The sequence below is a fragment of the Paenibacillus sp. PvP094 genome, from assembly GCF_040546835.1.
Classification (GTDB): Bacteria; Bacillota; Bacilli; order Paenibacillales; family Paenibacillaceae; genus Paenibacillus; species Paenibacillus illinoisensis.
Genome location: NZ_JBEPOM010000001.1, coordinates 3,213,932 through 3,225,932, shown reverse-complemented (window position 1 = coordinate 3,225,932; position 12,001 = coordinate 3,213,932). Strand labels below are relative to the sequence as shown.

Below are 12,001 nucleotides of genomic sequence, written 5' to 3'. Positions count from 1 at the left end.
GTCATATTGCGTAATTTCCGTGACGGGGGGATGTCAAGGTGATATAATGTTAGGCAGTTGAATCCCAAAGACTTGGAAGGATGAAAAGAATGAATCCACTGGCTGAACAGTTGAACGAAAGTATTCAGGCAGGCAGCAGTCACGTCTACTCCATGCTGTCGCAGCTCGGCAAAGAGATCTATTTCCCAAAAGAAGGTATCCTGAGTCAGTCTGCTGAAGCAGCAAGCCTGGCCAAGACCTATAATGCTACGATTGGTATTGCTCTGGAGGGCGGTGTGCCGATGCATCTTCCGGTTATTCAGGAGAAGCTGTCTGCATTCCAACCGAAGGACCTCTATCCTTACGCTCCGCCTGCGGGTAAGCCTGAACTGCGGACGGTATGGAGAGACAAAATGCTGAAGGAGACCCCTTCACTTGAAGGCAAAACATTTGGCAACCCTATTGTTACCAATGCATTGACTCACGGACTTAGTATTGTAGCCGATCTCTTCGTTGAAGAAGGAGACGCTGTTATATATCCGGATAAAAACTGGGAAAATTACGAGCTGACTTTCGGAATTCGTCGTCATGGCCAGCTGGTTCATTATCCCCTGTTCGATGACCAATTGAACTTTAACAGTCAGGGACTGCTTGAAGCACTGCTTGCACAGAAGGGCAAAGGCAAAGCCATCGTGCTGCTCAACTTCCCGAACAATCCAACAGGCTACACACCTGGAGGCCAAGAAGCCGATGCGATTGTGGACACCATCCGTCAGGCTGCGGAAGCAGGCGTAGATGTGATTGCCGTGACAGACGATGCCTACTTTGGTCTGTTCTTCGAGGATTCCATTCACGAATCGTTGTTTGGCAAATTGGCTAACATTCATCCACGCGTGCTCACTGTCAAAGTGGATGGTGCAACGAAGGAAGAGTTCGTATGGGGCTTCCGCGTTGGCTTCATCACTTATGGACATGAAAATGCTGCGGTTCTGCATGCGCTGGAGCAAAAAACGCTTGGCATTATCCGGGCAACCATCTCCAGTGGTCCGCATCCTTCACAGACCTTTGTCCTGGATGCACTAAAAGCGCCGGAGTTTGAAGCACAGAAACAGGAGAAGTTTGAGATCATGAAAGGCCGTGCGAACAAGGTGAAAGCCATTCTCGACAGCGGCAAATACGGCGAGGTCTGGGATTATTATCCATTCAACTCCGGTTACTTCATGTGTCTGAAGCTAAAAGACGTTGATGCCGAAACACTTCGTTCCCACTTGCTGCACAAGTACGGTGTAGGTACCATTGCACTGGGTGAAGCTGATCTGCGCATTGCCTTCTCCTGTATTGAAGAGTCCGGATTGGAAGATCTGTTTGATACCATCTACCGTGGAATTACGGATCTGAAGAACAACTGATTCCAAGCAGCGGCTTCGCTCTTGTAAAAATGAATAACTCAGGACGTTCCCAGGCTTCTGGGCATGTCCTGCAATATAAACAGCCCTCTATACGGTGATGTGCACACTACGTCTCCAGAGAGGGCTGTTTGGCATGTTTTATTTTCATCAGCAGAAGCTGTGCTTCACCTGAAATATATTTATTTCTAAATGATTCCGGGCAGTGGCCCAATCAGCAAAAACCCAAGGCACATAGTATACGTTGTACGCAAGGGCGTGCCAAACACCACTCGAAAGGGGAATGACCCATGTCTGGAGTTGAAGAAACAAGAGGCGGTTATGGATACGGTTATGGATGCGGCGGTTTCGGAGGATTTACAAATACAGGTGCGATTCTTGTTCTGTTCATCTTGCTCGTTATCATCACAAAATCGTTCCTCTGCTAGTTCAATCGCTCTGGTCAAGCGGCAGCGCCACGTGATCTGACCGCAACAAAAAAAGACGGTTATTTGGGGACTCAGCCTCAATATAACCGTCTTTTTTCGATATTGTTTGTTTATATCACAGTACCCTCGTTGCTGTAGTTTACCTTCACCAGTCCAGGTCTGCATCAACAAGGTCAAGTTTCATTCGTCTTCTTCTTCCTTCAACCATTTGTTGCCCTGCGAACGCCTCATGAGGTAGATCACCAGCGCGCCGAGAACCAGCGCTATTCCCGTAACACTAAATCCACTTATTCCGGCAGCCCACATCGGAAGCCACATCAATAGAGCAGCAATAGCATGCAGATTGAAGATGAATCCGAGCACCTGGGAACGGCGGCTCTCTGCAGAGATGGGATAGATCATGATCCAGAAGGATTCACCATGACTGCGGCGTAATGCACCAAGCTGAACACCAACCAGCAGAAGGAAGAACAGATATACCCCTACGCCAAAGTAACTTCCCGCTGTCCACCAGCTGAGCAGCATGCCCAGTACGATCAATCGCAACACAATGGTGAACACTTCGGTTCGAATGAATGTTTTGGTAATGAGATAGCGATAGGCTTTCCCTGCATTCCAGGGTAGTCTGCTTCCCCACTTACTGAGCCAGCGGCGAGCACTTACTTTCTGGCCGGATGATGGTACATCCACGAACCAGCCCAGTGTCTGCATGACCCGACCGGCCTGGCCCTGCTCCACCTGAATCAGACGTTCCCATGCTATCCGGTGCTTCACCGGAATTCGCAGTGCGACCACATAGAGGGCCGCCAGCAGCAACAGGAACCAGACACTACGCAGTGGAGGCTGCCACAACCATGCGGCAATGGCAAGTATAGACAGTGCCCAGCGCAGCAAACGATAGCCTCTGGCCGCCCCGGTCTGAACCATCCGCAGCTCCTGCCAGGCGCCGTAACTAGCCAGTCCCTTCCAGAGGAGCAAAAGCACGATAAACCAGCCAAATGGCCTTGCATCCTGGTCCGCCCTAACATAGAGAGGCCACAGCGTAACAAATACGAGCAGCATGCCCAGACTTTTGTAGATGATTCCCCGGGCAAAACTGTTCTTCAGGTACTCCTGCATCCGGTACTCCTGAGGTCTCAGAAATACGATATCGGCAGGATGCAGATATGTACGATAACTGCTGAACAGGACTAGCGGTGCCAGCAGCAGCAATGCAATCCAGCGAATTGGAAATCCAGCAGGAATGTTTTGTACAAACGAGGTATACCAGGCAGAGAATGCAATGACGAGAAAGAGAAAGACCATGGCCACGCCACTCTGTATGACATAGCCCAGATAAGGAAGAATTCCGTTCCAGAATCCCGTGCGTCTTTGCTTCCATAACAGCTTGAGGTCCATGCCTAATCCCTGCCCTGCACAAGAGAATAGAACATGTGCTCCAGCGCCGCATCCGAATCTCCGAACTGGGTGCGCAGCTCATTCAATGTTCCATGAGCGATAACCTGACCCCGATGCAATACAACAAAGCGATCGCAGTAGTTTTCAATCGTGGACAGAATGTGCGAACTCAACAAAATGGATGATCCGGATGCCTTCATTTCCAACATGAAATCCAGCAAAGAACGAATTCCGAGCGGGTCGAGCCCAAGGAACGGTTCATCAATAATGTAGAGCGGGGGCCCTGCAACAAAAGCACACATGATCATCACCTTCTGCCGCATTCCTTTGGACAGATGGGTCGACAGGCTTGTGCTTTTCTCCCTCATGCGGAACAGGTCCAGCAATTTCTCCGTACGGTGTTTGAAATCCGCTTCGGATACGCCATATGCTCTGGCTGTGAACTCCAGATGCTCCATTACGGTCATCTCGTCATACAATTCGGGGGACTCCGGTACAAATGCCATCGCCGATTGATAGATCTGCGCGTCCTCGTCCCTCTTCTTGCCCATGACCCGAACCTCCCCTTGCTGGGGAGTCATCAAGCCTAAAATATGTTTCATTGTGGTACTTTTTCCGGCACCGTTTAATCCGATCAGTCCGACCATCTCTCCGCGTCCAACTTCGAGATCGATACCGTGGAGAACCGGCCGTTTGGCACTGTATCCTCCGCTTAACCCGCTGATTTTAAGTACGGGCGTTTGTCCGTTATCCATCAATCCCTGCACCTCTTTCGTCAGGTTTTATTCTTCGGAACGCGGTGTGTTTCCCTTGCTCCATTTGGGTGCACCCTTATTTTTACGATCCTGATCCCGCTCTGTTCTTCCAGCATTGCGAGCAGGCTTGCTGTCTGCTGTACGCTGATTCGACACAGCAGCTCTTGCTCCGCCGTTACGGCCTGCTTGGCCTGGCTTGCGGTCTCGGGACGGTCCCGGTTTTCTCGAGAAAGAATGCCCTTCAGGCCGGGTGTCTGGACGCGAATCAGCTTCAAGTACTTTGCCGCCGAACAAAACGCGTTCCGGCAATTCAATGCCAAGTTCACGCGCGAATTTGCGCATGATGAAGATTTGCGTTTCATCCACGATGGACAGCACAATTCCGCTACGTCCCATTCGTCCTGTGCGTCCCGCACGGTGAACATAGTGCTCCGAGTCAAAAGCAGGGTCATAGTTGATGACCATTGGCAAACCTTCAATATCCAACCCTCTGGCCGCGACTTCGCTGGCAATCAGCAGTTTGATTTTCCCATTGCGAAACGCAGAAAGGACGTTGCTCCGGGTGACCTTGTCCGCATCACCATACAATGCGGCTGCGGAAAGTCCCAGATGATTCATTTTGGCCTCTACCTCGCCGATGTCTTCTGTAGCGTTCACAAACACAATGGCACGATCAGGGTTATACTGCCTAACCAGACGACGCAGCATATCGATTTTATTACGGGTCTCTTCCACAAAATAATAATGCTCCAGTCCCGCAGCAGTTGCCCGGTCCGGTTCAATTCCGATCTGGACAGGTTCCTTCATCTCACGCTTGGCAAGTCCAGCAGTGTGCTCATCAATGGTCGCAGACAGGAAAATCAGCTGACGGTCCCGCAGTGCACTTCGAAGCACAAACTCCACATCACTCACGCCACCGAGCTGGAATACCTGGTCAGCCTCATCAATGACAATCGTGGAAACGTTGTGCATTTTCAGCTTTTTCAGCGTGATCAGTTCTTTCAGTCGTCCCGGCGTGCCGACAACCAGTTCGGGATGCTCACGCAATTTCTCGATCTGGCGTTTGACAGCAGCGCCCCCAATGAGGCCAAGTACGCCGATGCTGCGTCCCTCTCCATATCGCTGTGCTTCGCGCACGATCTGCATTGCCAGTTCTTGGGTAGGCGCTATAATAAGCTTTTGTGTACCTTTGACATCACTTTTGATGGATTGCAGCAATGGCAGAAGATAAGCAAGCGTTTTGCCTGTACCCGTCTGGGATTTCGCAACCACATCGCGGCCTTCCAAAATAACGGGTATGGTCTGGGCCTGTACCGGAGAAGGTTCGTTAATCCCGTGCGACGCGAGTATCGCCTCCAGATCCTGTGCCACGCCTATTGAAGCAAATGTTTCATTCGTCATGTATGTCCATCCTTTAATTTTATTCTTACGATGCTACTTCCTGCTTGTACTTCTGGAGCATAAGCCTGTCATCACATTATCTTTCATTATATGCGAAAAAAGGCTGTGGACCAAATCTTATTCGGTAACACTCCGCTTGGGCGCAAAAAAAGAAAAGCCCCTCGGCGGAGCTTTTCTCTTATTCCCTATATGATGCTCAGGTTGCTGCATTTCTACTTCTGGTTCATGACCCCATGCGACAGCCGGTCAGCGAGTCGAGGAAACAGCTGATACAGCCATATGCCAGCCGAAGCGAGTCTTGGCAGATTCACTTCTTCCTTGCGTTTCTTCATCGCCCGGATCATATGCCCTGCAACCTCTTCCGGTTTGAGCATCATCCAGCGCACGTTGTTAACGTAATTACCGGATGGATCTGCACGATGAAAAAACGGCGTATCAATGGGACCCGGATTAATGGTCGTAACTGTCACTCCGGTCTTACGCAGCTCCTGACGCAAAGCATTGCTGAATCCAAGTACGGCATGTTTGGTTGCTGTATAGGATGCCGATTTTGCAGTTCCAATTTTGCCAGCCATGGAGGCCACATTCACGATCTGTCCCTTGCCACGCTCCAGCATGTGCGGCAGCACTGCCTTCGTACATCGAACAATTCCCATGTAATTGACGTCCATCATATCTTCGAATTCCTGCACCGTCATTTCCGTCATTGCGGCAAACTTTCCGTAACCTGCATTGTTCAGCAAAATATCGATTCGTCCATACTTCTCTAGCATCATGTTAAACGCTGTCTGTACTTGCTCATCATTGGTTACATCCAGCGTAAGCAGCTCATGCGGCCCTTTTAATGAAGCACCAATCTGTTCAAGCTTGTCCCGAGATCGGGCAGCAAGAATGGGAATAGCTCCTTCTTCAATCAACATCTGTGCACAGAGCGCACCAATTCCGCTCGACGCACCTGTGATGAATACTACCTGATCTTTCAGCATACCCGAAGTCCTCCCGTATTGAACACATTTGCCTGTTCAGGCTATGGTTCTATTCTACGAGATCATGACCTGAATATCCATCTCGCCAATGCCGTCCATCAGCAGTGGAATGCTCAATGCCTTCGTTGCATTAAATTCAGTCAAATGTTCGGACTTCAACACTTGCGGAGGCGTGATGTCCACTACGACACCCTGATTGGACAGAATCGTGCTCGCATTGCCGCTAATCATGTTGCCCAGTTCCGAGATGGCGCTTTTACTCATTTCATCCATTTCGGTAATTACAAAACCGCCCATCATGGCGGAGACAATTCGCAGTGCAACTTGTTCCTGAATTCCGAAAACAATGTTTCCGCTCAGCTGGCCGGTCATTCCGATCACGATCCAAACATGGTCTGCTATGTACTCTACGTTCTTCACGCCAAGACTCCCGGTGGAAGGCGAAACCTGGATGAGTTGTTCGAATACGTTGCGTGCGGATTCCAGGAAAGGATTAATTACTTCCGCTTTCACTGTCTAATGTCCCCCTTACACTGGGTTATTGGTCACATACCAAAAGTCCCATATTCAATAATTTTATTATACTTTATCACGTACAAGAATTCACTATGAATTCGGTAAGTCATGTGTACTATAATTTATCGTCATGCGCGGGGCAATAGTTTATAGCTGTTTTTGACGAAATAACAGAACTCTGCACCCCTTTTGTAGGAAGACTTTTGATTCAATTCGATGCGCATTAAGATTTAGGACTTTTTTACTGTGTTTTAACAAATGTAATTTTTTTAAAATTCTTGATATTAAGTTTAATTGACGCTCATGTATTCTTCTTAAACTCCACGTGTCTCCTTCATTGCCCTGCCGTCTCGAATCACCTATAATTTAAGATAACAAACCCAAAAAAAGTTACGGGATTCCATTCCTCACAGGAACACTCCATGACACGACATCTTACCCGCAAGGAGGCCATACATGAATATCAGCCAACTGGAGACGCTGATTACGATCTCAAAAACGATGAGTTTCCGCAAAGCGGGAGAACTTCTGAACCTAACCCAGCCTGCCGTCTCGGCCCAGATTAAAAGTCTGGAGGATGAATTCAACACCGTTCTTGTAGATCGCAACCAACCTGTTACTTTAACCGATCGCGGACAAGTGTTTTTGGAGCATGCCGAGCGCATGCTAGATATTGTAGACGAACTGAAGCAGAAGCTGTCCGATCTCGATGAAACGCCTCAAGGCCATATCGTACTGGGCACAACAACCTCCATTGCGATTCAGATTCTCCCCCGGGTGCTATCCTACTTCCAGGATCAGTTCCCATTGATCAAAACCAGTATTCAGTCCCTGCCTTCCTCACAGATCTATACGCAGGTCGAAAATGGGTTGATTGACGTTGGTATCGGTTATCTCACCGAGCGCAATCCCAATCTGAACACCTCTGTTCTGTATTACGACACGTTCGAACTTGTTGTGTCTCCTGCTCATCCCCTTGCGAAGCAGAAGCATGCCGCGGTGGATGTGCTGCGCAGCACCCCTCTGATTATGCTGTCGCCAGATACGGTCGGCAGACGGTTTACGGAGGGCATTTTCAAAAAACATGGTATTGAGCCCAATATTGTGATGGAATTGTCGAGCAGTGAGGAAGTCAAACGGATGGTCGAGATCAACCTTGGAGCGGCCGTGATATCCAAGCAATCCGTCGCACATGAACTGCGTCAGGGTACACTTCGGATGATTCCGCTAAGTGAGCTTGAGGTTAGTCATCCTGTAGGCGTCATTTACAAATCCAGTCGTTATCTGAATTCGGCCATGCATCAATTCCTGAGTGACCTGAAAGGCATGCCGGAAACCCAATTTATCAGTTCGGAATGACAAACAAGGCAGGAGAAAGGAAGGATCATTCATGAAATTCGATCTTCATACGCATCATTTCCGCTGTGGGCATGCGGATGGCAACATTCGGGAATACATCGAAGCTGGCATTCAGGCTGGTCTTCAAGCCATTGGAATCTCCGATCACACGCCCTATTTCGCCAGTAAGGAAGAGCAAGCATTCCCCCGCATTGCGATGGCCAAGTCCGAATTGCGCCATTATGTGGAAGAGGTGCTTGCACTGAAAGAGGAATATGCAGGGAAAATTGACGTGCTGCTTGGCATCGAATCCGATTATTTCCCTCTCCATGCCGAGTTGTATCGCAGTACGCTGGGACAGCATCCTTTTGACTATATTATTGGTTCGGTTCACCACACGGAGGATGTCAGCATTTTCAATAAAACCCGGTGGAAGGGACTCAGTGAAGCACGGAAAATCGAAGTGAAGGAACGCTACTATTCATTGATTTCACAGTCTGCCCGGAGTGGCATGTTCCAGATCCTTGGACATATTGATGCCATGAAAGGCAATTACCCTGCATTCTCCGAGATTGTGGCTGATCATGCCATTGATGAAACCTTGCAGGTTATTGCGGAGGCGGGTGTGGCGATTGAGATCAACACCTCCGGCAAAACGAAGCTAAGCGGCGGCTGGTATCCCTCTGATGCCATTTTGGAGAGAGCGAATCATTACGGCGTAAAAGTCACCTTCGGATCCGATGCGCACAAGCCTTCTCGCGTAGCAGACGAGTTGGAAGATGTTCAGACTCGCCTGAAAGAGATCGGCTTTACGGAATGGGTTTATTTTAAACAGAAACAGATGCAGATTGTTCCTTTGTAACGACTGTAACGACAACAGAATAACAAGCTTGAAACCCTACGGTCTAAGGGACGATCCCTATCGTAGGGTTTTTCTTTTGGTCAAAAAAAATGAACCCGCTCGCGGCGGGTCCCAACAGCATATCTATTTATCAAAAAGGGGGTCATGAGATAAGTTTACCCGCTGTCTGTTAGAGTTCAATTGCAGCTATATTTCAATTGTGTAACAAATGATTGAAGTTCGATTCAACTGATTTTGCTATTTTATTCTATGTTATTTTTGTTTGTTGGATACCTAGGTTTGCAGGCTTTTATCCTTTTGTAATCGCACATGCTCTTCCCGATATAAAGCATAGACTTTGACGTCGAGCAGAGTGTCTTGTGTCTGACCATCCTCTTGACTCCATCCAAATGAAGGAAGAGTGCGTTCGTACGACATCCCGCTTTTGCGAAGCACCCGTTCGGATGATACATTGGCTTCGTAGCAGCGCGCTTCCACTTTTTGAAGGTTCAGCTCCGTAAAACCAAAGTGCAGCAGTCGCTGTACCGCTTCGGTTGCTACGCCCATGCCCCAGCAGGATCTGTTTAAAATATAGCCAATCTGGGCTGTGCCGCTATGCTCATTCCAGTGCTGAAAAGACGTGATGCCTATGATCTGCTCCCTGCCTTTCCAGCAGATGCCGTAATGCAGCGAATCCAGCTTCGAACTGCTGCTGCGGATCTGATTCAGTAGTCGCCGGGCACGAATTGGCGTTGGTTGGCCTCCCCTATTCACATATTGAATGACTTGCGGATCGGAAAACAGTTCCGATAATGTGTTGAAATCACTCTGACGCAAAGATCGAAGCAGCAGTCGGTCTGTCCATAACACAGGAAGTCCTTGACCCAGCATTTTTCGGGTAAGCATGGCAATCGCTCCTTTTGTCTATCGGGTTCTGGTCCGGTAAGACAAGCAAGCTCTGGGATGATCCGGCTCATGTAAAAATGATGGATAACACTCCGTATTGGTTTTCAAACGTTAGTATGTCGATTCATTGCCATTATTTATTCCTCTGCCGAGTTCTGTTCCTGCAGTCCCCGATAGATCCCCGTACGAATCTCCCGGATGTAAAAGTCCAATGAAGGTACATTGGCTTGTTGTGCAGCCAGTACTTCACGCTCAATATCATAAGGAACCCGGACAAATTGAAGGTTGAAGGCCTTGTTTCGATCACGGCCATTCTCTCCTTCAAGGATGCAGTAAGAGGCTTGGGTCATATCGAGAGGATTACCTACGCTTCCGGCATTAAACAACATTTTCCCATTAAAATGCTGCAAGTAAGCGTTATGCACATCTCCATATCCCACAATATCTGCTTCACCAAGATCCGGATGATCTGCCGGAGCATCAAACATGGCTATCCTTTTCTCCATTTCGTCCCATGGCTGCACCCGGTGATACACACTCTGAGGCGAGGCGTGCACCAAACGAATGGTGCGCCCACTGAGTTCAAATTGGTGGCTGAAGGGAAGGCTCTTCAAGTATGCAAGCCGTTCTGCTCCCAATCGTGCAGCCTGCCAAGTAAAATTCTCATTATCCTGATTCACCGCAACCAGCTCATCCCAATTGCCCCGGATCACGTATTCACACGTCTCTCTCACTGAATCAACTACCTGCACCGGATCCGGACCTTTGCCCACGAGGTCGCCCAGACAAAAGATACGCTCAATCCCGCGACTCCGGATATCTCTGAGTACAGCTTCCCAAGCTGTCATGTTGCCATGAATATCGGATACAATCGCAATTCGTTCCATCTGGCCAACCTCCTCGTCGAATACTTTGAAGACTTAGAAAAACTCAAAAATTAAATTCATTTTGTATAAACGCTATGTTCGTTTTCCCCCTTAATTCAAAAACAGTCAATTCCGGTCTGCACAAAAAACGAATCGGCAGCTGGGTCATGCCAAAACCGCGATTCACATATACAGGCATACGTGCCTTGCCTGCATAATATAACCCCTGAATATACTTGCGTGAACCTCGAGGCGTGGTAACGGCTCCAATCCAAGGGAAACGAACCTGCCCGCCATGGCTATGACCAGATAACTGAAGTCCAAATCCGAACGGCTCCGCCATATCGGCATAATCCGGCTCGTGCATCAGCAATAGTTTCCACGTATCGTTGTCCAAACCTTCGATTGCTTCCAAAGGATTCGGCTGGCTTGTAAGAGCATCATCCAGACCTGTCACCGCGATTTGCTCGTTCCCTTGTTTAATGACAGCATGACTGTTGCGAAGTAACGTGAAGCCGGCTTCCTTGAACATCGCTTCCACTTGTTTCTGCTGTCTGCCCCGATAATCATGATTCCCCAATACGGCGAATTTGCCATACTTGGCCTGCATGGATGCCAGCACGGGTATACACTCCCGCATCGGTTCAGCTTCCCGTTCCACCATATCTCCGGTAAAACAGATCAGATCCGGCGTTTGCTCCTGTATGGTCTCAGCCAGCTTCTCCATTTCCTTCAAACCGGTATGAAAGCCGAGATGTGCATCGCTAAACTGTACAACACGCAGCCCCTCGAATGACTGAGGGAATCCTGGCAGTTCCAAGGGTACTTGCTTCACTTCCAGACGGCGCGGCTCCCAGAGCCATGCATATCCCCCTGTGAACAAGGCTGCACCTGCCGTCATCACAATCATCCGTAACAGGAAACTGCGCCGGGAGGGATCGTGATCCTTCTCCTCACCGGGAAAAATGGACCCTTGCTCGGATCCAGCGTCTGAGCGCCGGGGCGGTGGCCATGAGCTGCCCTTACGCGGTGTCTCTGCCATGTCTTCCCCTCCTTCTCCGCTCTACATGCATCTCTACAGTATACCATATTCTGCATGACGAGCCCGGTTCCTTCGCAATTGTAGAAAAAGAAGTCGTGACCTTCAGCAGCAAGCTGCCGAAGGTCACGACTTCTCCTAA

General features: G+C 49.1%; 12 protein-coding genes. 4 read left to right on the top strand and 8 right to left on the bottom strand.

Annotation, left to right across the window (positions count from 1 at the left end):
- The first annotated feature begins 89 nt into the window (after nucleotides 1–89).
- Nucleotides 90–1,388 carry an aminotransferase class I/II-fold pyridoxal phosphate-dependent enzyme gene (locus ABIC22_RS14895; RefSeq protein ID WP_127538956.1) on the top strand — a complete coding sequence of 433 codons (1,299 nt, stop codon included), beginning with the start codon at nucleotides 90–92 and terminating at the stop codon, nucleotides 1,386–1,388.
- A 287-nt stretch (nucleotides 1,389–1,675) separates the two neighbouring features.
- Nucleotides 1,676–1,813, top strand: coding sequence for a hypothetical protein (locus tag ABIC22_RS14890; RefSeq protein WP_164764282.1), 138 nt, complete (start codon nucleotides 1,676–1,678; stop codon nucleotides 1,811–1,813).
- Nucleotides 1,814–1,993: 180 nt separating this feature from the next.
- Here ABIC22_RS14890 and ABIC22_RS14885 read toward each other — a convergent pair whose 3' ends face one another.
- From ABIC22_RS14885 to ABIC22_RS14865, 5 genes are all read right to left on the bottom strand, one after another.
- Entirely contained in the window at nucleotides 1,994–3,211 is a 1,218-nt protein-coding gene (locus ABIC22_RS14885; protein ID WP_354481759.1) for an ABC transporter permease, read from the bottom strand.
- A 2-nt stretch (nucleotides 3,212–3,213) separates the two neighbouring features.
- A complete protein-coding gene (locus tag ABIC22_RS14880) occupies nucleotides 3,214–3,966 on the bottom strand; it encodes an ABC transporter ATP-binding protein (protein WP_095292035.1) in 753 nt (250 codons plus the stop codon).
- Between the two features lie 27 nt (nucleotides 3,967–3,993).
- Nucleotides 3,994–5,367: a DEAD/DEAH box helicase gene (locus ABIC22_RS14875; RefSeq protein ID WP_354481756.1), complete on the bottom strand. Its 1,374-nt coding sequence runs from the start codon at nucleotides 5,365–5,367 to the stop codon at nucleotides 3,994–3,996.
- 212 nt (nucleotides 5,368–5,579) lie between these two features.
- A complete protein-coding gene (locus ABIC22_RS14870) occupies nucleotides 5,580–6,353 on the bottom strand; it encodes an SDR family NAD(P)-dependent oxidoreductase (RefSeq protein ID WP_095361304.1) in 774 nt (257 codons plus the stop codon).
- A 54-nt stretch (nucleotides 6,354–6,407) separates the two neighbouring features.
- Nucleotides 6,408–6,866 carry a chemotaxis protein CheX gene (locus ABIC22_RS14865; RefSeq protein ID WP_095292039.1) on the bottom strand — a complete coding sequence of 153 codons (459 nt, stop codon included), beginning with the start codon at nucleotides 6,864–6,866 and terminating at the stop codon, nucleotides 6,408–6,410.
- A 459-nt stretch (nucleotides 6,867–7,325) separates the two neighbouring features.
- Between ABIC22_RS14865 and ABIC22_RS14860 the strand changes: the two genes are divergently transcribed.
- Together ABIC22_RS14860 and ABIC22_RS14855 are read left to right on the top strand one after the other, a co-directional pair.
- A complete protein-coding gene (locus ABIC22_RS14860; protein WP_127538953.1) occupies nucleotides 7,326–8,228 on the top strand; it encodes a LysR family transcriptional regulator in 903 nt (300 codons plus the stop codon).
- Nucleotides 8,229–8,259: 31 nt separating this feature from the next.
- The gene (locus ABIC22_RS14855) at nucleotides 8,260–9,069 is read left to right on the top strand and encodes a histidinol-phosphatase (protein ID WP_354481752.1); all 810 of its coding nucleotides are present in this window, start codon (nucleotides 8,260–8,262) and stop codon (nucleotides 9,067–9,069) included.
- A gap of 273 nt (nucleotides 9,070–9,342) precedes the next feature.
- Here ABIC22_RS14855 and ABIC22_RS14850 read toward each other — a convergent pair whose 3' ends face one another.
- From ABIC22_RS14850 to ABIC22_RS14840, 3 genes are all read right to left on the bottom strand, one after another.
- Nucleotides 9,343–9,954, bottom strand: coding sequence for a GNAT family N-acetyltransferase (locus ABIC22_RS14850; protein ID WP_354481749.1), 612 nt, complete (start codon nucleotides 9,952–9,954; stop codon nucleotides 9,343–9,345).
- Nucleotides 9,955–10,091: 137 nt separating this feature from the next.
- Nucleotides 10,092–10,841 carry a metallophosphoesterase family protein gene (locus ABIC22_RS14845; RefSeq protein ID WP_354481747.1) on the bottom strand — a complete coding sequence of 250 codons (750 nt, stop codon included), beginning with the start codon at nucleotides 10,839–10,841 and terminating at the stop codon, nucleotides 10,092–10,094.
- A 43-nt stretch (nucleotides 10,842–10,884) separates the two neighbouring features.
- Nucleotides 10,885–11,862, bottom strand: coding sequence for a metallophosphoesterase (locus tag ABIC22_RS14840; RefSeq protein WP_354481744.1), 978 nt, complete (start codon nucleotides 11,860–11,862; stop codon nucleotides 10,885–10,887).
- Nucleotides 11,863–12,001: the final 139 nt, after the last annotated feature.